At 31.1% G+C, this 25,576-nt stretch carries 16 protein-coding genes; 7 read left to right on the top strand and 9 right to left on the bottom strand.

The annotated features are described in order from the left end of the window. Nucleotides 1-119: 119 nt before the first annotated feature. Complete coding sequence (locus RG22_RS14720) at nt 120-500, top strand: RidA family protein (protein ID WP_034044641.1); 381 nt, start codon at nt 120-122, stop codon at nt 498-500. On the opposite strand, the gene RG22_RS14715 is transcribed toward RG22_RS14720, so the two are convergent. From RG22_RS14715 to RG22_RS14690, 6 genes are all read right to left on the bottom strand, one after another. Then, nucleotides 501-1,916, bottom strand: coding sequence for a response regulator (locus tag RG22_RS14715; RefSeq protein ID WP_052143764.1), 1,416 nt, complete (start codon nt 1,914-1,916; stop codon nt 501-503). Nucleotides 1,917-1,994: 78 nt separating this feature from the next. After that, nucleotides 1,995-3,227 (bottom strand): ATP-binding cassette domain-containing protein, encoded by a 1,233-nt coding sequence (locus tag RG22_RS14710; RefSeq protein WP_052143763.1) that lies wholly within the window; start codon nt 3,225-3,227, stop codon nt 1,995-1,997. A 47-nt stretch (nt 3,228-3,274) separates the two neighbouring features. After that, on the bottom strand, nt 3,275-4,135 hold the full coding sequence (locus RG22_RS14705) for a BadF/BadG/BcrA/BcrD ATPase family protein (protein WP_034044639.1): 861 nt from the start codon (nt 4,133-4,135) through the stop codon (nt 3,275-3,277). A gap of 69 nt (nt 4,136-4,204) precedes the next feature. Then, a complete protein-coding gene (gene gap / locus RG22_RS14700; protein WP_034044637.1) occupies nt 4,205-5,206 on the bottom strand; it encodes a type I glyceraldehyde-3-phosphate dehydrogenase in 1,002 nt (333 codons plus the stop codon). An 18-nt stretch (nt 5,207-5,224) separates the two neighbouring features. After that, on the bottom strand, nt 5,225-6,211 hold the full coding sequence (pfkA, locus tag RG22_RS14695; protein ID WP_034044634.1) for a 6-phosphofructokinase: 987 nt from the start codon (nt 6,209-6,211) through the stop codon (nt 5,225-5,227). Nucleotides 6,212-6,363: 152 nt separating this feature from the next. Continuing rightward, the gene (locus RG22_RS14690; RefSeq protein ID WP_081997740.1) at nt 6,364-10,842 is read right to left on the bottom strand and encodes a translocation/assembly module TamB domain-containing protein; all 4,479 of its coding nucleotides are present in this window, start codon (nt 10,840-10,842) and stop codon (nt 6,364-6,366) included. 168 nt (nt 10,843-11,010) lie between these two features. Here RG22_RS14690 and tsaD point away from each other — a divergent pair, with 168 nt between their 5' ends. From tsaD to RG22_RS14650, 6 genes are all read left to right on the top strand, one after another. Beyond that, nucleotides 11,011-12,033 carry a tRNA (adenosine(37)-N6)-threonylcarbamoyltransferase complex transferase subunit TsaD gene (gene tsaD, locus RG22_RS14685; RefSeq protein ID WP_034044632.1) on the top strand — a complete coding sequence of 341 codons (1,023 nt, stop codon included), beginning with the start codon at nt 11,011-11,013 and terminating at the stop codon, nt 12,031-12,033. Between the two features lie 503 nt (nt 12,034-12,536). Then, nucleotides 12,537-13,241 carry a 16S rRNA (uracil(1498)-N(3))-methyltransferase gene (locus RG22_RS14675; protein ID WP_034044629.1) on the top strand — a complete coding sequence of 235 codons (705 nt, stop codon included), beginning with the start codon at nt 12,537-12,539 and terminating at the stop codon, nt 13,239-13,241. A 320-nt stretch (nt 13,242-13,561) separates the two neighbouring features. Continuing rightward, nucleotides 13,562-14,203 (top strand): DUF4159 domain-containing protein, encoded by a 642-nt coding sequence (locus RG22_RS14670; protein ID WP_034044627.1) that lies wholly within the window; start codon nt 13,562-13,564, stop codon nt 14,201-14,203. 267 nt (nt 14,204-14,470) lie between these two features. Continuing rightward, complete coding sequence (locus tag RG22_RS14660) at nt 14,471-14,971, top strand: TrmH family RNA methyltransferase (protein WP_034044623.1); 501 nt, start codon at nt 14,471-14,473, stop codon at nt 14,969-14,971. A 125-nt stretch (nt 14,972-15,096) separates the two neighbouring features. After that, nucleotides 15,097-16,185 carry an AI-2E family transporter gene (locus RG22_RS14655; RefSeq protein ID WP_034044622.1) on the top strand — a complete coding sequence of 363 codons (1,089 nt, stop codon included), beginning with the start codon at nt 15,097-15,099 and terminating at the stop codon, nt 16,183-16,185. A 6-nt stretch (nt 16,186-16,191) separates the two neighbouring features. Continuing rightward, complete coding sequence (locus tag RG22_RS14650) at nt 16,192-17,373, top strand: THUMP-like domain-containing protein (RefSeq protein ID WP_034044620.1); 1,182 nt, start codon at nt 16,192-16,194, stop codon at nt 17,371-17,373. 11 nt (nt 17,374-17,384) lie between these two features. Here RG22_RS14650 and RG22_RS14645 read toward each other — a convergent pair whose 3' ends face one another. From RG22_RS14645 to lacZ, 3 genes are all read right to left on the bottom strand, one after another. Further along, nucleotides 17,385-19,100, bottom strand: a complete 1,716-nt coding sequence (locus tag RG22_RS14645; RefSeq protein ID WP_034044618.1) for a coiled-coil domain-containing protein — start codon at nt 19,098-19,100, stop codon at nt 17,385-17,387. Between the two features lie 468 nt (nt 19,101-19,568). Beyond that, nucleotides 19,569-22,178: a sodium:solute symporter family protein gene (locus RG22_RS14640; protein WP_034044617.1), complete on the bottom strand. Its 2,610-nt coding sequence runs from the start codon at nt 22,176-22,178 to the stop codon at nt 19,569-19,571. A gap of 283 nt (nt 22,179-22,461) precedes the next feature. Then, nucleotides 22,462-25,575 carry a beta-galactosidase, LacZ type gene (gene lacZ, locus RG22_RS14635; RefSeq protein ID WP_034044616.1) on the bottom strand — a complete coding sequence of 1,038 codons (3,114 nt, stop codon included), beginning with the start codon at nt 25,573-25,575 and terminating at the stop codon, nt 22,462-22,464. Nucleotide 25,576 lies beyond the last annotated feature (1 nt).

The following is a 25,576-nucleotide window of genomic DNA, read 5'->3' as shown; positions in this document are numbered from 1 at the left end:
TCTATTGTCCTTTATGTATATAAATGCCATTGAATCCATAAACCCAAAGATTTCGCAAAAAGAGAAACAAACAATAATGAGATCCCCTACTTCGAGGAAATGAAAAAAATATTAATTCTATGAAAAAAATTATAACCACACCAAACGCACCAGCTCCCATTGGCCCATATAATCAAGCTGTTTTAAGCGGAAACACACTGTATACATCAGGGCAAATTGCATTTAGTCCTGAAACAGGAGTGCTTGTTTTAGACGATATTAAAACCGAAACTAAACAAGTCATGGAAAATATGAAAGCGGTTCTTAAGGCTGCTAATATGACTTTTGATAATGTTATAAAGTCTTCAATATTTATTAGCGACATGGATAATTTTGGGCAAATAAACGAGGTATACGGAAGCTATTTTGATGATGTAAATGCACCAGCACGCGAAACGGTAGAAGTTGCCAGATTACCAAAAGATGTAAATGTTGAAATTAGTATGATAGCTGTAAAATAACTAAGCTGGTTCATCAACCGAGGCATATTTAGTGAGTAACTCTTTTAGCTTTTCTACCTCAATAGGTTTTGCTAGAAAATCGTCAATACCAGCTATTTTTGCATTCTCAATATCTTCATCAAAAGCACTTGCAGATACAGCAATTATAGGTGTCTTCTGTTTTGCATACTTTCTGCTTCTTTTAATTTTTTCAGTAGCTTGATAACCATCTAAATCTGGCATATAAATATCCATAAATACCATATCAAAATCCAGAATTTTATACAGTTCGACTGCTTCAAGTCCGTTTTTAGCAAAGGTACAATCTGCTCCCTGTTGTTCTAATAAAAACTTAATCACTTTCTGATTCATTCTATTATCTTCAGCAACCAATACATTAAATTTATTGAGCAGTATAGGTTTAATTTCTGAGCTTGCTGCTTCAATATTTAATGTCTTTTTTAGTTGTAAGCTAAAGTAAAATGTTGTGCCCTTATTTTCTTTACTTTCAATTTTAAGCTCTCCTCCCATTAGTTTCACTAAATCTCTGGAAATAGAAAGTCCGTATCCGCCTCCTCTATAATCTTTAAATTCAGAAGTATCTAATTTTCCTGATGATTCAAGAATTCTTTTAACTTCGTAAGAACGCATACCTATACCCGTATCTTTAATGTAAAAAGTAACGATTTGATCGTCATCAATACCAACGGTTTGGTCAACAATTATTGTTATTTTCCCGTTATTAGTAAACTTAATAGCGTTGTTAATTAAGTTTATAAGTACTTGTTGAATTCTAGCTGAATCGCCTAAAACATAAAACTTGTTTTTTTCTTCAAACAAAAACTTAAACTCTAATTCTAAGCCTTTTTCCCAAGCTTGATATTCAAAAATTTTAAATAATCTAGATAAATCAGATTTTAAATTTACTGCTACTAAATTTAATTCTATTTCGCCATCATCTACCCTAGAATTATTAAGAATCATGTTAACCAATTGCAATAAATGCTCAGAAGAATAATCGGCAATTTCAACTTGTGCTTTTTGGTCGGCATCTAAATTAGTCTGCTTTAGCATATTTAGCATGCCTAATACAGTGTTTAAAGGTGTTCTAATCTCATGACTCATATTTGCCAAATAAATTGACTTATAATCAGCAGTATCTAAAGCTTCGTTTAAATTTTGTTTAATGTCTTTTATGAGGTTATTTAAATTTTCGACTTCCAACTCGTTTGAATATTGATTCTTAAAAAAGTGGAATGCAATGCCAACTAGCACAACCATTAAAATAGCGAGTAATAAAGAAATGCTTCTTAAATCTGTATTTACATCAATATAATTAAAACTAACAAAGAAAATAACCGCAAAAGCAATGCCCATAAAAATTGATAAAACAATTTTTGCTTGTGTAGGTTTTATGGGATTATTAAAAAACGGCATTGATAATTATTTAAACAAATATATTTGTAAATGATATAATATCAAAAGTATGATTTACAAATAAGTATTGCTAAAATATTAAGAAGTTTTAATTGATCTACCTATTGATCCAGTTTTTTGCGGTTGCAATTGATAAATAAAATCAGGTTTTAGTAAACCTTTTTCTTCTCGGTGCGACACGTATAAAATGGCTGTATTACTCTCTGAAGCTATTTTGTTAACTAATTTAGAAAATAACGCAGCATCATAATCATCCAATCCATTGGTGGGTTCGTCTAAAATAAGTAAGGGTGGATGTTTTACCATAGCTCTGGCAATTAAAACTAAACGTTGATGACCAACAGATAAGCTTAAAAAAGACTTATCTTTTATATCAAACATATTTAATACTTTTAACCATTGATGCGCTAATGCTATTTGCCGTTCATTTGGGATTTTATAAAGCCCAATAGAATCGAAAAAGCCTGAAATAATCATTTTCTCAATAGCTTGTAAACGTTCAAAACCTCGTAAATATTCAGAAGAAAAATAGCCAATTTTTCTTTTTATGTCCCAAACACTTTCCCCACTTCCTTTTTTAACACCAAATAGCATAATATCTTGGTTATATGCTTTTGCGTTATCGCCAGAAATAAGGCTTAAAAGGGTACTTTTTCCTGATCCATTTGGGCCTGTTAATTGCCAAAATTCACCTGGTTTAATTTCCCAGTTAATACCATTTACAATGGTTCTGTTGCCATAATTTACTGTAACATTATTGAACTTGACAAGAGAATCATATTGATAATTATTTAGATTGTAAGGTTTAGGTAAACTTAGTACAAAATCTTTTGTTTTATCTTCTACTAAAACATCTGCTTTTTTACACAAAACAGGATTGTTATTTTCTAATTTATAAAACCGATTTATAAAAGGCAATATATCCCTTTTTCTATTAGTAATTTGTATTACGGGTATATTTTGGCTTAAATGTGTTAATGTGTTTTTAATATCTTTTTGGGCATTTATATCTAAATTGCCAAAAACATTATCGACTAAAATATATTCTGGATTTTGAGAAACAAGGTGTTTCAATAACGCCCTTTTGCGTTCGCCTTCGGATGAGTTTAATAAGCTGTTTTTTGTGCTAGTAATAACATTGAAATTACCATGACGCACTTCTTTATCTATGAGCTTATCTAAAGTTTCCTTTGAAAATACAGCACCTTTTAAAGTAGAAAAATCATCTATAAAGTTGTTTAATGTAATGCGTTGAATAAGTTTATGCTTATCATCTTTATTAGAAATATAAAGCGCAACATGGTTAGGCAAAAAACTATTATTTTTAGGATTAACTTAACGAATAATTTTAGACAAAGTTACAACTTATTGGTGTGAAATGCCACTAAACCTTCTATGGGTCTTCGCTCAAAATTACCCACTCTAAACCCCATTTCGTCGGCAACTTCTTTTATTTCATTTTGTGAGAAAAAAGCAATTGATCCTGCAAAATGTACAGGAGCGGTTTTTAGCTCTTCTTTGTATTGCATAATCATGTTGGTTGCAAACAATCGAATTCCTTTCTTTATAAGATTAACGATATATTCTGAATCTTTATGCAAAAACATAAACTCTGCAAAACTTGCTAAATATGCATTTGGGTTTGGTTGTTTGTATAAGTTGTATTTTATGTAATCATCTTCAACATTAAACTTAGTTTCAAAAGCAATTTTAACATCTTCGGTCATATGATTAAAGTAATAGTCTCTAATTAGTTGACGTCCATAATAATTACCTGAAGCGTCATCCATAATTGAATATCCTAAAGATCTAACGCGTTGATGGAGTTTTTCACCATCATAATAACTACAATTAGAGCCTGTACCTAAAATACAAACAACAGCAGCTTCATTTATACTATTAATAGTAGCATAAACCGCAGCCATAGTATCTTCTTCAACCTCAATTACCGCATTTACAAATATTTCTTCTAACACACCTTTTAAAAGCGCTTTGGGTTTTTCTGTGCCACAACCAGCGCCATAAAAGTAAATATTGGTAACCTGCTCTCTATTAGCCTTTAAATCCTCATTTTTTCTAATTATTTTTCTGAGTTTCTTTTCTGGTAGTATTGCAGGGTTAAGACCTTTAGTCCGCATTTTTTCTAACAACTGATTACCATTATTATCTACTGCAATCCAATCGCATTTTGTAGAACCACTATCAACAACTAAAATCATAAACTTAAAAGTAAAAAACCACAGAATCATTATGCATGTACACGATAATTCTGTGGAATTATATTAATATTATATTGAACCAATATGCTGTGCTAAATCTACTAATTTAGATGAATAGCCATATTCGTTATCGTACCAAGATACTAATTTAACAAAATTATCGTTCAATGCCATACTTGCGTTAGCATCAAATGTACTTGTTTTAGGTTCAGACACAAAATCTTGTGATACTACACCTTCTTCAGTATAACCTAAAATGCCTTTTAATTCATTTTCTGAAGCATCTTTTAAAGCCGCTTTTATTTCATCCCAAGATGCGCTTTTTTCTAAACGACAAGTTAAATCTACTACAGATACATCAACAGTTGGTACTCTAAATGCCATACCTGTTAATTTTCCATTTAATTCTGGAATGACTTTACCTACTGCTTTTGCCGCTCCTGTTGAAGCTGGCACAATATTATTTAAAGATGCACGACCTAGTCTAAAATCTTTTTTTGATGGCCCATCAACAGTAAATTGTGTTGCTGTTGCAGCATGAACGGTTGTCATTAAACCTTCAGCAATACCAAATTTATCGTTAATTACTTTAGCTAAAGGTGCTAAACAGTTTGTTGTACAAGATGCATTTGATACAATAGTATCTGCTGCTGTGATATCTTTATGGTTAACGCCCATTACAAACATTGGCGCATCCGCAGATGGTGCAGATATGGCTACTTTTTTAGCGCCTGCGGTAATGTGTTTTCCTGCACCTTCTAGGTTTGTAAATATACCTGTACAATCTAAAACTACTTCTGCTCCAACTTCGTTCCATTTTAAATCTTCTGGGTTACGTTCAGCAGTAATTCTTATTTCATTTCCGTTAACAATTAAGTTTCCGTTTTTTGTTTCAATAGTACCATCAAACTTACCGTGTACCGAATCATATTTTAATAAATATGCTAAATGCTCAACATCTAACAAGTCATTAATTCCTACTACTTCAACATTTGGTCTTTCAGCTGCTATTCTAAAAGCAATTCTACCAATTCTACCAAATCCGTTAATTCCAATTTTCAATTTTGACATATTCTTATTTATTAATGTTTAAGTGCTCATAATATCTGAGACACGCAATAATTCTAAATTTATTTTTGTTTTTCCTTTTATAGCATTATCTAAAGGTGTTAATTCCATATTGTTATTTTGTAAACCAACCATAAAATTAGATTTTCCTTCTAATAATGATTCTACTGCTTTTACACCCATTCTACTAGCTAAAACACGATCGAAACAAGATGGCGAACCACCACGTTGCATGTGCCCAAGTACTGAAACCCTTACATCGTAACCTTCCATATTCTCATCAACATAATCTTTAAGCTCAAAAATATTTTTACCTATTTTATCGCCTTCAGCTACAATAACAATGCTTGATGTTTTTCCTGATTTTCTGCTTCGTTTTAAAGATTCTACCAATCTGTCTAATCCTAAATCTTCCTCAGGGATTAAAATTTCTTCAGCACCACCAGCTATTCCTGTATTTAAAGCAATATGACCAACATCGCGCCCCATTACTTCAATAAAAAACAATCTATTATGTGAACTTGCTGTATCTCGTATTTTATCTATAGCATCTACTACAGTATTTAAAGCCGTATCGAAGCCTAAGGTATGTGTTGTTCCTACAATATCATTATCAATAGTTCCTGGTATTCCCATTACTGGAAAATCAAATTCTTTATTAAGTATCATAGCACCTGTAAAAGATCCATCGCCACCAACAACAACTAAACCCTCAATACCAGCTTCAACTAATTTATTAAAGGCTTGCTGTCTGCCTTCTTTAGTTCTAAATTCTTTTGAGCGTGCCGATTTTAATATAGTACCACCTTTGTTTATTATTCCTTTTACACTTCTGGCATCCATAGATTTAAAATCGCCTTCTATTAAGCCTTCATATCCACGGTAAATACCAACACATTCTATATTATGATACGCACAAGTTCTTACAACGGACCTAATTGCTGCATTCATCCCAGGAGAATCTCCTCCAGATGTTAAAACTCCTATTTTTTTTATCTTATTTGGCATTAATCTTATAATTATGAAGTAAAATTAGTAAACTAATATTATAATTTTATAACATATATCATATTTTAACGATAGCTGTTAAACTATAACGTTTTAGTTAATAAAAAAAACGTTTTTATAAAAAAATATGCAACAAAATGTTGTAAAAATTGCTAATTATCTTTTTTTGAAGATGATTTGTGGGTAATAAAACTTGGAGAGGCATCGCTTTCCTCTTTCTTTTCTGTTTCACTAGATATTTCTTTATCTGGTTGCTTTTTGAAAAGGTTTTGAATTAATTCCTTAAAAGTATCAAAATCTACATTATATGATAAACCAACACCTTGAGTATAACCAATAGCTTCACCAAAATTACGGATACTATTTTCTCTATTAAATACCTTTGCGGTTAATGTACCTTCATCATTTAATAAAAAATTTATTTCAACATCTCCAGCAATTACAGTTTCGGTTGCACCACCAACTGGCACTCCTAATTTACCATTAATAAATACTTTATCGCTAATTTTTGTTTGAATGGTTGCACTTACTCTATCATCAGTTTTATAATCTGGACGATTTTCTCCAACCTCATAATTAACTCCAAAATCGAACTTTCCATTTTCACTAGAAAAAATACCATTTACAATACCATTAAGCCGTTCTGCTATAGTTCCAGAAAAATTAAGATCGTTTAATCCGCGCGAAAATGATCCTGTTGACAATAAATATAAAGCTTGGTTTTGTCTATCGTCAACAGACTCCAATCTATATTGTAACTCTGACTTGATGGTAGAGTTAACAGTAGGAAACTCAAATTCAAATTCAGGTTTTGGTTGTTCTAAAGCTCCGGTTAAGCTAATTTTAAGCTCTACTGGAATACTTCTATTAATTGGGTTATCTAATAAAGGAGATGGATTTGCTTGTGTTCTGTATATGGCATCCATTCTAATATTAGCATTTAATGGTTCTCCATTCCAAGCTAGTGTTCCTCCAGGCTGCACAATAAACTCCTTTTGTACTAAGCCACCAAAGGCAAAATTATAAACCCCTTCAAACACCGAAAAATCGCCCCACATATTAAACTTTCCGTTAGTATTAATTTCTACTAAAAGTCCGCCACTTCCTCTTCCTTTTAAAGCGTGTCCTGTGTTTTTATCTATAATAATTTCCACCTCGGCATCTTCAGTGATATCTAAATCAAAATCTAACTCAAGTCCTTTAATATCTTCAAAAATAATATCTACGCCTTGTTCTTTGGCCAGCTTTTCTTCTTTTGTTATAAAATGAATAAACGAATTATCTCCAAAAGACTCCGTATCATTAAGCGGTATTTTAAACACAGTACCTCTTTTGGTTTCTCCAATAACATTAATAACCAATTCATCAGTTGGCCCTTTTATACTCGCACTGCCTCCAATAAAACCTGTACCAAAATATAAAGCCTCTTCGCTTTCTTTAGTGTCTAACACTAGTAATCTGTTAGTATTGATATTCAAATCTAAACTCCATTTTGAGAGATTTACATGACTTAGCGAGCCGTTTAATTGCCCTGATGAATTAAACTTTGTGTCGGTTAATTGAAGATTGTTAAAAATAAAACTCTGGTTTTTTAATCTAACTGAAGTCTTGTCGGCAAAATTATAATCTATATTCAAATATGGTATACCAAACCCAGAACTATTCAAAGTAAGTTTCCCTTCAATATCTGGTTGTTTTAAATTTCCAACAACATTGGCTTCTCCAGAAACAAGCCCTCTAATATTTGATAAAACATCTTGCAGCAATGGATTTAGTGGTTGTAGATTAAATTCATCAAAAGTTAAATCGACATCAATATTTGATTGTTTCCCTACTACACTTATATCTCCAACAGCACTAAAAGACTTTGCATAATCGTTTTTAATAATGGCATTAACATTATAGTTGGTTAAATCTTCATTACCAGTTATAGTGGCATCAAAATCTCCTAAAGGAAAATTATTAACTTGTAAATGGTCTATAACAATAGATGAATTTGGTAGATAACTTCCGTTTTTTTGAAGAATATCTAACTTACCATTTACATTTCCAGATAGCGATAAACTATCTATGTCTGGTGTTATTTTTGCTAGATCAACATTTTTAAAATTAAGTTTTAAATCTTTTTGAGTTGAATCTTTTAAAAACCCTGAAAGCCTAATTTCTTCGTTTCCATGATTTATTTTAAACTTATCGATATTAAAAGATGTAAGCTTCTTACTAAACGAAATTTTATTAAATCTGTCCTTATCTTCATTAATATACCATTTATTGTCTTTAACGGTAACATCGGATTTTTTAAATCCAATTACCGACTCGTTCTCTTCATTAATAGTATGATAAAAACTTAAGTTAAATATATCGTTATTCCGTTTACCACCTTTAAACTCAGAACGCATAAACAAAGTATCGTTAACTGTTACATTAATTAAATTAAATTTAGATACATTGTAGTATTTTGTATTAATACTATCTACCTCTACGTAGGTATTAAATAACGGATTATTATTATCTACCTGTAATTCTATATTATTTGCAAAATGGTCTAACAATCTAATTTTAGGTGACTTAAATGTGAGCTTAAATTCTTTTTCGTCGCTCTCAACTCGACCACGGACAAAGGTGTTTTTACCTAATTGAATTTCTGGATAAAAGACTTCAACTATTTTATTGTAAATTTTAAAATTAAAATTGATGCTTTGATTTCCTCTTACTTTATGCGGAATATAATTGGTATAAATATGACCTAATGAGTTTTCGAAAAGCCTACCAATATCTTTAAACACAAACTTTCCTTCTAGGCTACCTTCAATAATATCTGGAGAGTTAATTTCTATAAAACGTATATTGTTATCAAATCTTGATGATATTTCAAACTCATCAAAATAGTACGTGTCTTTTTGATTTCTATATGAGGTATTTTTAAATATTACTTTGCCATAAGCATCATCATAACTACTAGCATTCATATTCATTTTTACACGACTCTCAAAAATTGAAATACTATCTTTTTTTATAAAGTTTAAAGCATTCAAATTGGCATAATCTACTTTAGCTTCAAAATCATATTTTTTAACTGCTTCAGAAAAATCAACTAATCCATTAAAATTTAATTGTAAATTTTTATCGTTTACAATTAAGTTACCATCAAATATTTTGTTTTTAACATTACCTGCTACATCAATTTTACGATAATTATAATTATTATATATTATTTCGAAAACATCACCATCAACCTGTGTATCTATAGTTTCTGCAACAAAACCAGTACCGTTTACATTAAAATTAAGCGACGTTAAACCAACTTTTGGATCTTCAATTAATACGCCTAAATCAAAATTCTCAAAAATTATTTTTCCTTTATACGATGCGTTATCAATGTCATTAATTTTTGTTATTTCAAGTGTCGAATCAACAAAGCCTAATTCGGTATCAATTTCAATATCTGCATTTATAGTTGAAGCTGTAACCTGAGATTGTCCAACAATTTTAAACTTACCTAATCTGTCAAATGAGGATGGGATTGCAGCTCCTAAAACATTTGGTAATAGTGCTTTTAAATCTTTATACGTTGAGGATAAATTTCTAAACCTCCCATTCATATAAAAATCGCCTTCGTCTTTACTAAATAAGTTTTTAAAGCTTATATCGCCGTAAATTTTGGTGTTTCTGCTTGTATTTAATCTTAAGTTTGTGGTCTGTAAATCGTTTAAAGTTCCAGATAAATCAACACTAAATTGAGCATGTTGATTTGTCCCGAATTCGTTATAAAACGTATTTAATTCATTAAGTAAAATATCAGAATCTTTAAAACTTGCAGTGACTAAAACTTTATCTTCAAAAAACTGTAAATCTTCTCGATTGTACGAAAATTTTAAATCGCCCTTTAATTCAGAATTTGGCGTTTTAATTTTCAAGTTATCAAAGATCATGTTTGTTAATGTGTAACTAAAATTAGTCATCAAGTTTTTTACAACAACGCCTCTGCTATCCTTAAAGGCTAGTGTATTAATTCTAGTACTTACATCACTACCGTTAATTAAAAAATTGGTGGCGTTAATATTTAAATCTTTAAAATCTAATCGCTTTGAAACTTCCCTGTTTTCGTCTAATAATTTAAAATGTCCATTGTAAATAGATACATCGCTAGAGGATAGTAAAAAATCACTTTTTTCTCGTCTTGGGTTATCATCATCAAACTTTGCTACAAAAATATCTAAATTGGTATCGGTAGTATCTTTGTAAGTTTTAATATTAAAAACCAAATCGATAATATCTATATCGCCAAAAACCAATTTGCCATTGTATAAATTTCTAAAGCTTAAAATTGAGGTATTTAGTTCTGCTATATTTATAAGGGTATCTTGCTTATAGTCTTCAATATAAATACTTTTTAATTCAACATCGCCATTAAACTGTAATCCAACTTTATCTATGTTTATATTAGTACCAAACTCGCTATTAAGCCTTTTGGTAGCATGATTTCCTAAACTTGTTTGAACAAATGGAATAGAAAGCACCAACACCAAAATGATGAAAAGAAGCAGTAAAATGCCTGCTATTTTTGATATTGTTTTTAGTGCTTTTTTGATATGCGTTAAAGTTATAATTTTATTAAGAATAAACGACATGTCCTTAGCTGTTGTCTATTTTAAACTTTTTGTCTAAGGTAAACTACTTAATCTATTTTATATTCCATTACAAAAATAAATGAGTAGTTTTGTAATTACGAATATAACGAAGTAATCAGACGTTTATCTGTTTTCAAAATTAACAATTATTGTGCCTAATTTTTATTAATGTCTTCACAAAATATTTACATTCTAGGAATTGAGTCTTCATGCGACGATACTGCAGCTTCTGTAATACACAACGGTAAAATTTTAAGCAATGTTGTGGCGAGTCAAAAAATACATGAAGAGTTTGGTGGTGTTGTGCCAGAATTAGCATCACGAGCACACCAACAAAATATTGTTCCGGTGGTGCATCAGGCTTTAAAAAAAGCTAATATAAACAAATCACAACTACATGCTGTAGCTTTTACACGTGGACCAGGTTTAATGGGATCTTTACTTGTAGGAACATCGTTTGCTAAGTCTTTTGCTTACGGATTAAATATTCCTCTAATAGATGTTAACCACATGCAAGCACACATTTTAGCACATTTTATTGATGAAGAAGGGTTTGATAAACCACCGTTCCCTTTTTTAGCAATGACTATTTCTGGTGGACATACGCAAATTGTTAAAGTGGATAATTATTTTGACATGACTGTTATTGGTGAAACCATAGATGATGCCGTTGGAGAAGCCTTTGATAAAAGTGGTAAAATTCTCGGTTTGGGTTATCCTGCAGGACCAGAAATTGACAAACGTGCAAAACTAGGAAACCCGAAAGCATATCAGTTTACGAAACCAAAAGTTGATGGCTTAAACTTTAGCTTTTCTGGTTTAAAAACGGCTATTTTGTATTTTATTCAACGTGAAGTAAAAACCAACCCAAATTTTATTGAAGAAAACTTAAACGATATTTGTGCCTCCATTCAATACACTATTATTGGTATTTTAATTGATAAGTTAAAACTTGCTACCAAACAAACTAAAATTAAACACATTGCTATTGGTGGAGGTGTTTCAGCAAATTCTGGGATTCGACAAGCCCTTAAAGATGGCGAACAAAAATTTGGATGGACAACCTATGTACCCAAATTTGAATTCACCACCGATAATGCTGCTATGATTGCTATTGTGGGCTATTTAAAATATTTAGAAGGCGATTTTGCTGAACAGGATGTAATGGCTTCTGCGCGATTGAAGATTTAGGTTTTGCCACGAATTCACGAATAATTGATTAAATGAAATTTGCTAAACCACATATTTATTTTTGGATAACTGGATTAATGATTTTGTTATTAACCTTAATTATATACAAATCTGATGATGAAATAGTCATTAATGTTCATGACACTTATTTCATTATTGCTTATTCTCATTTAGGAAAAATATTTTCCTTTTTATTCACATTTATTGGTCTTATTTATTTCCTTTCAAAAAAGATTAAATTACATAAATTTCTAACTACAACGCATACTCTTATTAGTATTGGATGTTTTATTTTTTATATTATCGGACAACTTTATTACAATTTTAAACCAGTAAGAAAGAATTCAAACTTTCCATTGTTTGATGATTTATCAAATAAAAATATTTTTTTGAGTTTTATTTTTTTCTTGTTTGTTTTAGTCCAGCTACTCCTTTTGATTAATCTAGTTTTATCATTAGTGAAATTATTATTAAACCGAAAAAAATAAAGTTAATTTAGCAATATGCAACTCTTCTACAATCCAGAAATCACCGAAAACACGACTCAATTTACTTTTGCAAAAGAAGAAAGCAAACATATTGTAAAAGTATTACGTAAAAATATTGGTGATACATTGCATATTACAAACGGCAATGGCTGGTTATTTACTGCTGAAATTACCATACCAAATATTAATAAATGTGTGGCTACTATTGTTTCAAAAACATTACAACCCAAACGAGATTATAATTTACATTTAGCTGTAGCACCAACAAAAATGAACGACCGCTACGAATGGTTTTTAGAAAAAGCTACCGAAATTGGTATCGATAGCATTACACCTATTATTTGCGACCATAGTGAACGAAAAATTATAAAACCAGAACGCTACCAAAAGATTTTGCAATCGGCAATGAAACAATCATTAAATTGTTATTTACCAAAACTGAATGAAGCTGTACCTTTTAAAAACTTTATAAAACAAGAGTTTAAAGGTGGTTTGTTTATAGCGCATTGCGAAGAAACAGATAGAAAATCTTTAAAACAACAGTTAAAGCCAAATCAAAACATAACTATTTTAATTGGACCCGAAGGCGATTTTTCTGTTAAAGAAATAGAAATAGCACTGGATAATAATTTTATTCCCGTAACTTTGGGAGAAACCAGATTACGTACTGAAACCGCTGCTATAGTTGCTTGTCATTCCGTGGCGTTTATAAACGGATAATTAAAAATCTGTATTTTATAAACTAGTTCCTAACAAAAAAACCAAGTTATTAACAGTTAAATTGTTGACTACTAGTTAAAAACCTAAAGAAGAATTCTCGAAATTTGTTAAAACCGAAGTTTATCTTTGTAAAACACTAAAGATCTATAAGCCTCTGATTCATGTTGTATTTGAGCTAACAGAGACAAATAGACCTTTTATCTACAAACCACTTCTTTTGTATTGAAGTGGTTTTACTTTTTACAAATATAAAAACCGTAATATTATTTTTAATCATATATTTAAACTAATTTTTTAACATTCATATTTGTTAACAATCTATGAAACTATTTTTTTCTCTTTTCTTTACTCTCTTTTCTTTATTCTCTTTCAGTCAAGATTTGGCAATCCTAAAATATAAAGGTGGTGGCGATTGGTACGGAAACCCAACAGCATTACCCAATTTAATCAAGTTTTGTAACGACAACATTAACACTAAAATAAACCCAAAACCGCAAGCTGTTGAAGTAGGTAGCTCTGATATTTTTCAATATCCGTTTTTACACATGACCGGACATGGCAATGTGTTTTTTAGTGATGTTGATGCTGAAAATTTAAGAAACTATTTAATTTCTGGTGGTTTTTTACACATTGATGATAACTATGGTATGCAACCATATATTACCAAAGAACTAAAAAAGGTATTTCCAAATCAGGAATTAGTAGAGTTACCTGCAACTCATAAAACATTTAATACAGCATATAAATTCCCAAAAGGCTTACCTAAAATACATGAACACGATGGCAAGCGCCCACAAGCATTTGGTATGTTTTATAAAGGTAGAATGGTATTGCTGTTTACCTATGAAAGTGATTTAGGCGATGGTTGGGAAGACCCTGAAGTACACAACGATGCTCCAGATATCAGAGAAAAAGCACTAAAAATGGGTGCTAATATCGTTAAATATGCTTTTGAGAATTAAAAAAAGCAGCCACGAATTCACGAATGTCTATGAAAGATTTATTGTTAACTTTAATTGAATTCTTTTTTGAAATTGATTCTAATAAAGATTATACCTTAAAGGAATTACTAATAGTAATATTAAAAGTTGTTTTATTTCTTCTGATATTAACAATTATACTATATTTTCTTTTAAACAATAAAGAAACAATTACTATTTCAGATTAATACTTTTGATTTCAGAATAAAAAACAACTAAAAGAAAAACGAATTTACAAATAAACAGTACTTGCAACTCTCCCACTACAATACCAACTTTAAAAAGCAAAAATTCCCAATAATATTGGTTTGTGACAATGTTACTAATGCACCAAATATTGGAAGCCTATTTAGAATTGCTGATGCTTTTGGCGTTGAAAAACTTATCCTTTGCGGTGAGCATATTCCGCTTGGGCGAAAAATGGCAAAAACCTCAAGAGCCACAGAAAAAGTGGTGACTTATGAAATACAACAATCAGCTTCAGAAGTTATTCAAAATTTAAAAAATGAAAATTATCAAATCATTTCATTAGAAATTACGACTACAAGTAAACCCATTCATACTTTTAAATTTTCAAAAAAAAAACCAATCGCTTTAATTATTGGCGACGAAAATTTTGGAGTTTCTGAGCATATTCTAAAAATTTCAGACACTATAATTCATATTGATATGTTTGGCCAAAATAGTAGCATGAATGTAGTACAGGCTACAAATATTGTTTTATACGAAATGACTAAACAACTTTTATAACATCATTGCGAGAATGTAAGGACTGAGCAATCTGTTCATTCTTTTTTTAAGTCAATAAATTTTTTACTAAAAAATTACTATAGTGGTTCTTCATTCATAATTACAAATAATAGTATATTTACTACATGAACTCTAACACTATATCAAACGGTATTTTAAAAGCTATCTCTATTGTACTTGGCATCGCCTTAGTACTATACTTTTTATATCAAATACAATCTGTAATCGTTTATGTTTCAATTGCAGCAGTTATCTCACTAATTGGCCGACCTATTGTATTGTTTTTACAACGGAAATTAAAGTTTAAAAACACCATTGCGGTTATTGTAACTATGGTTGTTTTAATTGGTTTATTTATTGGTTTAGTGAGTTTGTTTATTCCGCTAGTTATTGAGCAAGGTCATAATTTATCACTCTTAAATATTGAGCAATTACAAAACAATATTGAAGATTTATATAGAGAAATAATCGCTTATTTTGAATTGAATCAAATTGATATCGAACAATCTATTAAAGATTCTAACCTATTAACTAAAATTGATTACTCTATAATTCCTAACTTTTTAAACTCATTTGTAAGCGGTTTGGGTAGTTTTAGCATTGGCTTGTTTTCAGTGCTATTTATCTCATTTTTCTTTTTAAAAGACAGTAAATTGTTTGAAAATGGCATTTTAACTTTTATCCCAGATAATAAAGAAACGCGTTGGAAAAACTCTTCAACTAAAATTAAAGATTTACTTTCAAGATATTTTGTCGGACTCATTTTTCAAATCCTCATCTTGTTTATAATTTATACCATTGGGCTTTTAATTATTGGTGTAGAAAATGCTGTTGTTATTGCTTTTTTATGCGCTTTGCTAAATTTAATTCCATATGTAGGCCCTTTAATAGGTGGTTTTTTAATGATTACGTTAACTATGACGAGCAACCTTGGCGAATCGTTTAGTGGTATTATTTTACCAAAAACTATTTGGGTTTTTATTGTATTTATTATTGGTCAACTCATTGATAATTTTGGAAGTCAACCCATCATATTTTCAAAAAGTGTCAAGTCGCATCCATTAGAAATATTTCTAGTAATTTTAATCACAGGCATTCTTTTTGGTGTTATTGGTTTAATAATAGCTGTACCAGCTTATACGGCAATAAAAGTGATTTTAAAGGAGTTTTTATCTGAAAACAAGATTGTAAAAAAGCTGACTAAAGGGCTATAATTTCTATTGAATCATTCTATTTTAAATACAGATATTCAAGAGTTCATAAATAATAATTTAAATAGTAATATTTCTAAATTACTTTTAAAAGGTATTGCTTTTAATAAGGTTGAAACTAAAGAGATTATCGAACAAATAGAGGCTAAAAAACGTTGTGAAAAAAAATTATCAATCTGGTTTAATACTGAAAACATCTACTACCCAAACAAATTAAACATTGAGCAAACATCATCTGAAATCACAGCAAAATATAAATCTAGTTTAATTTCTGGTAACTCCATTATAGATTTAACTGGTGGATTTGGGGTAGACTGTTATTATTTTTCAAAACGCTTTAAAACTGTTGAACATTGTGAGATAAATGATAAGCTTTCAGAAATTGTAAAACATAATTACAAACAATTAGATATTCAAAATATAGAAACACGTTGTATTGATGGTATTGAATATTTAAAATCAAGTAAAAAATTACACGATTGGATTTATATAGACCCTTCAAGGCGACACGATAGTAAAGGCAAAGTCTTCTTTTTAAATGATTGCTTGCCCAATGTTCCTGAACATTTAGATTTACTTTTAAAATATTCAAAAAACATATTAATTAAAACCTCACCACTACTCGATTTTTCAATTGGAATCAATGAATTAAAGCACGTAAAAACTATTCACGTTATTGCTGTAAATAATGAAGTAAAAGAATTACTTTGGGTTTTAGAACGCAATTATTCAGAAGAAATTTCTGTTGAAACCGTTAATATTAAAAAAGACAAAAACGAACATTTTAATTTTTTATTAGGTGAAGAAAAGCTTGCGCAATCGAATTACAGAGTACCACTCTCCTACTTATACGAACCTAATTCTGCTATTTTAAAAGCCGGTGGATTTCATTCTATTTCTAAAAAAATAGGCGTTTTTAAATTGCATCAACATTCTCATTTATATACTAGCGAACAACTTTTAGATTTTCCTGGTAGATGTTTTAAAATTGAAAACATCTTGCCATTCAATAAAAAAGAGTTGAAAAAAGAAGGTTTTAAAAAGGCAAATATTACCATTAGAAACTTTTCTGAAACGGTTCAAAATATCAGAAAAAAATTCAATATCAAAGAAGGTGGAAACCAGTACTTGTTCTTTACTACTGATTTTAATGATAATAAAATTGTAATCATTTGTACTAAAGCAAATTAAACACTAAAAATTCACTCAATACATGATAGTTTTTCGATAAAAAACGTTTTATAATCTATTTGGTTTATCTCACTTGATCCTTTTGTTCCTTTAAAGAATATTGATTTAATAGGAGAGACTTTTAGTTTTTGCATTTGCGAATTAGATATTTTTCCTTTAAAATTAAAATTTTCGCAATCAATATTCCAAGAATGGTACAACGTAATTGTTTGGTTATTTTCTAGTTGAATTCTTACTGAAGACCTATTACTTGTTAAATAACTGGCGCAACCAAGATTTTCTGATAAATTTAGAAAAACACTTACGGTTTTACCTTGTTTATATAACTCTATAGTTAGGTTTTTATTTAACCTATAAAGATCTGTCCTAATTAACTGCTCTTTATAAAATTCATCATACTCATTAATTAGATATTTACAAGTATTTGGTTCTTCCAATTTTTTTGAAATAAGTTTTTCTGTTTCCGTAGCTTTAACAATAGAATCTCTTTGGCGTTTTGCCTTTTCTTCTGCCTGTTTGCGTAATAATGCTTCTGCTGCTAAGCGTTGCTTTTCTGCTTCTTTAACTTTAGCGATGGAATCCTTTATTTTAAGAGCTCGCAATACGGCTTTTTTACGCTGGAACTCTTCCTTTGCTAAACGTTGCTTTTCTAATTCTTGCACTTTAGCAATAGAATCTCGTTCACGTTTTGCTTTTGCTTGTTTACGTGCTAACTCCTGCGCAGCCAAACGTTGTCTTTCTATTTCTTGAGCTTTAGCTATGGAGTCGCGTTCACGTTGCGCATTCGCTTCTGCTTGTTTGCGTGCTAACTCTTGCTCAACTAAACGTTGCTTCTCTAATTCTTTAACTTTAGCAATTGAATCTTTAATTTTTAGAGCTCGTAATACAGCTTTTTTTCGCTGGAATTCTTCTTCTGCCAAACGCTGCCTTTCTAATTCTTTAGCCCTAGTAATAGAATCTCGTTCACGCTTTGCTTTTTCTTCCGCCTGTTTGCGAACTAACTCTTGAGCAGCTAAACGTTGTCTTTCAAGCTCTTTGGCCTTAGCAATTGAATCTCGTTCACGTTCTGCTTTTTCCTCTGCTTGTTTACGTAACAACGCTTCTGCTGCCAAACGTTGTCTTTCTATTTCTTGAACTTTGGCTATGGAATCGCGTTCACGTTTTACTTTTTCCTCCGCTTGTTTGCGAGCTAACTCCTGAGCAGCTAATCGTTGCTTTTCGGCTTCTTTAGCTTTAGCGATGGAATCCTTTATTTTAAGAGCTCGTAATGCAGCTTTTTTTCGCTGGAATTCTTCTTCTGCCAAATGTTGCCTTTCTATTTCTTGAGCCTTAACTATGGAGTCCTGTCTACGCTTTTCTTTTTGCTCTGGACTATTATACTGTATCTCCTGCAAGCGCTTTTGCCTTTTTTCCCTCTCTTCAATAACTTTTTGTCTTGCTTTATCTTGGTAATCGTAGTAAAGATTCATCACTTCTTCAGAAATTACCAAATAATCTGAACTCACAACCCCAAACCAATCTTTGTATTTTACTTTATAATAATCTTTCCCTAAGTAACTAATTACTATACAGTCTTCATTTTTTTTAAATTGAGACAAAGATGTAGAAGAAGCACTTAAACTATCATATAAAGTACCATCTTCACTGAATTTAGTAGCAATGGAGGATTCTTGTGAAAAGATACTATTTGATAGTATAATGCAAATAAATAGAAGAAAATTTTTCATAGTATTCTATTGCTAAACTAGTAAATATTATAACTAATCAAACAAATAAATTCATAATTCAAGGTAAACCTTAAAACAAAAAAGCCTCACTATAAATAGTCAAGCTTTAAGTGAGGCCTTAAGAGCTTTCTTGCTTAAACATTTAATACAGTTCAATCATAATAATTTGACATTTTCTTGTAATCCATAGTAAAAATCACCTCTATGATAATTATATTCATGATAACTGAACTTTAATAAGGTAACAACAGTATTTAAAATAAGGTTAATACCTAATATTATCAATTTAACAATTTATAATACCATCTTAAACTTATTTCCCTTCGGTAATAAATTAAAGTCTTTATTATGTACTAGTTGTAATTATATGGCTTCAAATATTAGTCCATTCTTTTTTGTTTTCCAGTTGAATAGATAATTTGCACCCGAACTATCTATTAGTAGTAAAAAGTTATAAAATATCTCTTTTTATGCTTTTTTATTCACAGGAAATATCAAACTAAAAATGTAACCAAAAACAAAACATGAAGCTACACCAAAAAAGGAATACATTAAAAAGCTTATTTCTGTGAAGACACTTATATACCAAATAAAAATGGCGCTAATCAGTAAGCCCAATAATGTACCTTTAGTATTGGCTTTTTTAGTAAGCATTCCCAAAAGGAACATACCCCCTAAACCTCCTGTAAAAAGCCCTAAAAAACGATAAAACTGATCCCAAAGCGATTTAATATTAGAACCCGCCATCCAAAGAGCCAACAAAACACCAAGCACCCCTGTTATCGTAGTTACCAACCTAGCAATTCGCAATAGTTTTACATCGGCTACTTGGGGTTTAAAATGTAAATGAAAATCATTGCAATAGGCTGTTGAAACTGAATTTAAACTACTACTAATACTTGACATAGCAGCAGAAAAAATACCAGCAACTAGTAAACCCGAAACCCCTATGGGTAATTCACGCACAATATACCATGGAAAAATCGAATCATTATTGGAGATAGCAGGTGAAAGCTCGTTAGGCATTTCGGTATAGAATATAAATAATAGCGTTCCTATACCAAAGAATATAATGGTAGCTGGTAAAGTAAGTACCGCATTGGTATACAGGGTTTTTCGAGAATCTTTCACGCTAGAACTCGTTAAGAATCGCTGTACAATGGTTTGATCTGTACCTTGGGTAACCATGGCAGAAGCAAGACCACCAATAAAAACTACCCAAAATGTGGACTCTGTAAAGTTTAGTTCCATGTTGGTAATATTGAATTTATCTCTTTCAGAGGCATAAGATATCATATCAACAAATGAGGTTTCGGTATGTAATATAATCCATACCACTGCCAAAATACTTCCTCCAAGAAGCACAACTACCTGCATAACATCTGTCCATATCACCGCTTCAATGCCTCCAAAAGTTGTATAAAATATGCAGAGTACTCCCATGATTAGAATACTTGTCTCAACAGGGATTCCAGTTACAATTGAAATAGCTAAAGAAGGTAACAACAAAACAATGCCTATCCTTCCTAATTGAAATAGAATAAAAGACAAACTACCAAAGGCACGAGCTGTATAATTAAAACGCCCCTCAAGATATTCGTAAGCCGTTTTTATTTTCAGTTTATTAAAGAAAGGAATAAAAATAAAAGCGATAACAGGAGTTATTAAAATTGCCGTGATATTAAGAAAAAAGAAAGACCAATCTGTTATAAATGCTTTTGCTGGAATTGCCATAAAAGTTATAGCACTTAATAAGGTTCCAAAAACACTTAAACCAGAAGCCCACCAGGGTATGCGACCGCCACCAGTAAAATAATCTGCTGTAGATTTCTGTTTACGTGCAAAATAAAGACCAATTAAAACTGATATTAAAAGATATAACGCAAGTACGCTATAATTTATAATTCCGAAAGGATGCGACGCATCTGCAATTTTAAAACTTTGCACTTTGGGTGTACGAATTCCTGGTGACACTTCACCAGAAACGATAAAGAAACCATCTTTATTTTTAAATGATAATGTTGTTACAGGAATTTTTGATGGTAGCATATCATAAACAAACCACTTTTTTGTGATGGAATTATAAGCCAAAATATCTTTTGAAAACCCTGAGTGATTATTTAAAATATCATCCCTCCTATTTATTAATTCGGTGAATAAAGAATCATTTTCTACGGTTCGTAACTGCAAGCCAATATTTTCAAGCTCATCAAAAAGCAATTCATCACTTCCGCCATAAACCATAATGTGCATGGAGCCCATTGTTTCAGCCGAAGCTCCCATCAAAACTCTAGCTTTACCATCAATTTCAAGGTTACCTTCGTCTTGCCACGTTTGATCTTTAAAATCATAAGATAAATAAGTGGACAGTGCTTCTGATTTTTGCCCAGACACTTCATTCCTTCCTCCAATAACAAATAACTTTTTATTGGTCTGTGTTTCTTGGGTTGCTATACAATGAAGCGCTCTTGGAGAACCGGGGAAATCGGTTAATTTCTCCCAATTTTTAGCTTCTTTTAAATTTAACCTATAAAATGAATTTGTACTATTATTAGTATTTTTACCACCCACCACATATACAAAATCATCGTTTAGAACGGCAGATGAAAATGCTAATGGTTCTGGCAATACTGGATATTCAGAGATACTCACTTCTTTTAAGGAAGCATCATAAGCAAAAAGCAAAACCCTGTCGCTTACAGTAGAATCATTATTACCACCTATACACAAAATCCCTTTTTCAGTTGATACTGATGCCGAATACCCAAGTGGTATTGGTAATTGTGTTAAAGACAATCGCCACTGGTCGTTTTCAAAAATATAAATATTTTTGCTCCATACTTTCTCGCTACCTTCCCATGGCAATCCATTAGGAAAATTTGCACCACCTGCAGCAATGATAACGCCATTATGAGTACCTCCCAACATACCCGCGTAACCAAGCGATTCAACATTCGCTTTTTCTGCTGGCAAACTAGGTAAGTCCTTAATGCTTAATTTGGAAATTTCTTGACCAAAAGCTGGAATAAACGTTAAAATTATAAACAGTAAGATTACTGCATTCTGAATTTTCTTCATTTTAAAATACTCTTAAATAATAGACTTTTTGGTTCCAAATTAAATTTCCATTTTTTTTGCTTGAATCATTTTTACAAAACAAAAATTTATTTCGTATGTAAAATTATGCCACTAAGTTAATGAAAATAAATTTATTGTATTATGTTATACATATTTAAATACTTTTGTTTAGTATAACAATGAATAAAAAATATTATAATTAAATTGAATATTTACCTATTTCGGTATTTATAGGTAGTAAATCACAAAAGCTGATGCTAATGTATTAATCCCATAATGTATTTTATTTATCAAACGGCATCATCCAATATGAATATGAATAATCTTGATAAGGCAATCTATATTGCTCCATTGGCAATCTTCCCCAACTATTTATACTACCTAAACCTTGTTGAAAACCATCAATATTTACAAAAACCTCTTTTCTCGAATCAATTTCTCCAGCGTGATGTTGCATTTTTTTATCTCCAGTATGTAAATCATCTTCACTAAAATTAAGTGCTGAAAAATGAAATGGTGTGTTGCTTAAAAACTTAATTCCAGAACCATCTGCTTTTGTTAAAGTTATCCAACGTACGTCCAATTTGTTTCCTGTTTCTTGCGGACGGATATAAGGGAAATATTGCTCTTCAATAGTTTGCTTATACAATCCTAATTTAGCCGCATGTTGTCTATCAACATAAGCCTCAAAAGGTCCTTTTCCATAGTAGGTTATACTTTTATATGCTTCAGGTAAAACCAATTTGTTTCCAAATTTATAAAAGTTAGAATGTTTTCCTTTAATTGCTTTTAACTCATTGGTTACTTTTATAGTTCCATTACCATTTACCAAATAAGTTATAACGATTTGTGCATCGCCTTCAAACAAATCTCTAGTAAAAACAATTTCAACATCACTTTTTGATAGTAGATTTGCAGCTGTCGTAACTGTACCTAACATGCCTACATCTTTCCATGCTTTATATAGTAATTGAGTATTAGCACCATAATCATTATCTACTGGTGCACGCCAAAAATTAACTTCTGGTCCACTTTTTAACAGACTTTCATTCTTATAATTATAGTCTGTTAACATTCCCGTTTTTTTATTAAACGCAATTTTAAAGTTACTTCCGTTAACGGTAATAACATCCCCTTTAGTTTTATGACTTACAGGTGTGGTTGCTTTATCTGGAATTTGAAAATGTCCTTCTTGCAATTGAAACTGCTCATAAGCCAAAACATGATTCGCTTTTAATAAAGGTTCGTCTATTTTCAAAACAGCATAAATATTTAATAAATATTCTACACCTGCTTTAAATTGTGTTTTAAAAGGAATTTTAGTTACTTTTTTAGCTTGAGGTGCTGTAACAATATCATCAATAGTTCCCGTTTCAACACTAGCTCCATTTTCTAATACTTCCCAATTCAATTTGTAGTTTGATAAGTTTCTAAAGAAATACCAATTCTTTATATCGATAAGACCATTAGCAAGGTTATTTTCGTAAAACTTAATATCTTGATGAATGTGGGCTACTTCATAAATATGTGGATTGGGTCTTCTGTCTGGTTGTACCAATCCGTTATTTAAAAAGTTATTATCACTTGGTGTGCCTTCTGGCCCAAAATCACCACCGTATGCAAAAATTTCTTTATCATTTTTAACGGTTCTTAAACCTTGATCTACATAGTCCCAAATAAAACCACCTTGCAATTTATCGTACTTTTCAAATAAATCCCAATATTCTTTAAAACCGCCCATACTATTTCCCATAGCGTGTGCGAACTCACATTGCACTAAAGGTTTTGTGAAATCATTATTTGTTGCATACTTTTCTACATCTTCTGGAGTGGCATACATGGGAACAAATAAATCGGTATTCCATTCATAAACCGCACGTTCGTATTGTGTTGGTCTTGTTTCGTCCAACTCTTTTGCTAATAAATATGCTTTATAAAAATTATATCCATTTCCTGCTTCGTTTCCTAAAGACCAAATAAGGATAGACGGATGGTTTTTATCTCTTTGCACCATACGCTCCACACGTTCTAAGTGCGATTTCAACCATTTTGGGTCGTTCGCCAAAGTTCTGTGTAATGCATAACCCATACCGTGCGATTCGATATTGGCTTCGTCTATAACATAAATACCGTATTCATCGCACAACTCATAAAAATAAGGGTCGTTTGGATAGTGGCAGGTTCTTACTGCGTTTATGTTATATTCTTTAAATATCTGAACATCGCGAAGCATATCATCTCTAGAAATAACATGTCCTGTATCGGGGTCGTGCTCGTGTCGGTTCACCCCCTTAAATAAAATCGGTTTTCCGTTTACTAAATACTGACCATCTTTTACTTCAGAAGTTCTAAATCCTAATTTCCTAGAAATTGCCTCTAAAACGTTTCCTTTTCTATCTGTAATAATGATATTTAATTGATATAATTCTGGAATTTCAGCTGACCATGTTTTTACCTTCGGAATGGTTTTATTAAATTTTAAGGTTATATCTGATTTTGGTCCTAAGTCGTAAGCTGTGGAAGCGTTATAAACCTTTCGATTGCCTTTTGTGATTTCCACTGCCACTGTACCGCGTTGTTTTTTAGCATCAATGCTTTTAATATCGACCGTTAAATCGAAAACGCCATTTGTATAGTTGTTTTCCAATCCTGCTTTTGCAAAATAATCTGCTAATTGCACGTTTGGTCTCGCGTATAAATAGACATCGCGCTCGATTCCTGAAATTCTCCAAAAATCCTGACACTCCAAATAACTACCATCGCTCCAACGATACACTTCTAAAGCTATACTGTTGTTTCCGGGTTTAACGAACTTTGTAAGATTAAATTCCGCCGGCAATTTCGAGCCTTGACTGTATCCTACTTTTTTACCGTTAATCCAGATATAAAAAGCAGATTTTACGGCACCTAAATGAATATAAACATCTTTTCCTTCCCAATTACTTGGGATGTTAAACGTGCGCTTATAAGACCCTACAGGATTGTGCCCATCCGGAATATCTGGTGGGTTTAATTTTCCCTTTTGAAACGGATAAGTTGTATTTACATAAATAGGTATCCCAAAACCTTCTACTTCCCAGTTTGATGGTACTTTAATTGTATTCCATTTTGAGGTATCGTAATCTTCTTTATAAAAATCGGCTGGTCTTGATTCTGGAGCTTCACTATAATTAAATTGCCAAATACCATTTAGCAATATGTAGTTTTCAGCTTTAGATAAGTTATCCTCTTTCGCTAATTCCAAGGAATTATAAGGAAAAAAAGTGGCTCGAGTATCTAATTTATTAATGCCAATAACGTCTGGGTTTTCAATAACAGGATCGAGCGTTTGGGCTTGTAAAAATTGTATTCCCAAACTAATTACTGAAATAAATATTAGTGATTTAAAACTTTTCATT

This window comes from Wocania ichthyoenteri Th78 (assembly GCF_000789235.1).
Taxonomy (GTDB): domain Bacteria; phylum Bacteroidota; class Bacteroidia; order Flavobacteriales; family Flavobacteriaceae; genus Wocania_A; species Wocania_A ichthyoenteri.
This window is presented reverse-complemented; position numbering and strand designations above follow the sequence as displayed.

Excerpts from the sequence above, each read along its gene's own strand:
- RG22_RS14720 (WP_034044641.1), top strand. The coding sequence starts at position 120 with ATGAAAAAAATTATAACCACACCAAACGCACCAGCTCCCATTGGCCCA.
- RG22_RS14715 (WP_052143764.1), bottom strand. The coding sequence starts at position 1,916 with ATGCCGTTTTTTAATAATCCCATAAAACCTACACAAGCAAAAATTGTT.
- RG22_RS14705 (WP_034044639.1), bottom strand. The coding sequence starts at position 4,135 with ATGATTTTAGTTGTTGATAGTGGTTCTACAAAATGCGATTGGATTGCA.
- gap (WP_034044637.1), bottom strand. The coding sequence starts at position 5,206 with ATGTCAAAATTGAAAATTGGAATTAACGGATTTGGTAGAATTGGTAGA.
- pfkA (WP_034044634.1), bottom strand. The coding sequence starts at position 6,211 with ATGCCAAATAAGATAAAAAAAATAGGAGTTTTAACATCTGGAGGAGAT.
- RG22_RS14690 (WP_081997740.1), bottom strand. The coding sequence starts at position 10,842 with ATGTCGTTTATTCTTAATAAAATTATAACTTTAACGCATATCAAAAAA.
- tsaD (WP_034044632.1), top strand. The coding sequence starts at position 11,011 with ATGTCTTCACAAAATATTTACATTCTAGGAATTGAGTCTTCATGCGAC.
- RG22_RS14675 (WP_034044629.1), top strand. The coding sequence starts at position 12,537 with ATGCAACTCTTCTACAATCCAGAAATCACCGAAAACACGACTCAATTT.
- RG22_RS14670 (WP_034044627.1), top strand. The coding sequence starts at position 13,562 with ATGAAACTATTTTTTTCTCTTTTCTTTACTCTCTTTTCTTTATTCTCT.
- RG22_RS14655 (WP_034044622.1), top strand. The coding sequence starts at position 15,097 with ATGAACTCTAACACTATATCAAACGGTATTTTAAAAGCTATCTCTATT.
- RG22_RS14645 (WP_034044618.1), bottom strand. The coding sequence starts at position 19,100 with ATGAAAAATTTTCTTCTATTTATTTGCATTATACTATCAAATAGTATC.
- RG22_RS14640 (WP_034044617.1), bottom strand. The coding sequence starts at position 22,178 with ATGAAGAAAATTCAGAATGCAGTAATCTTACTGTTTATAATTTTAACG.
- lacZ (WP_034044616.1), bottom strand. The coding sequence starts at position 25,575 with ATGAAAAGTTTTAAATCACTAATATTTATTTCAGTAATTAGTTTGGGA.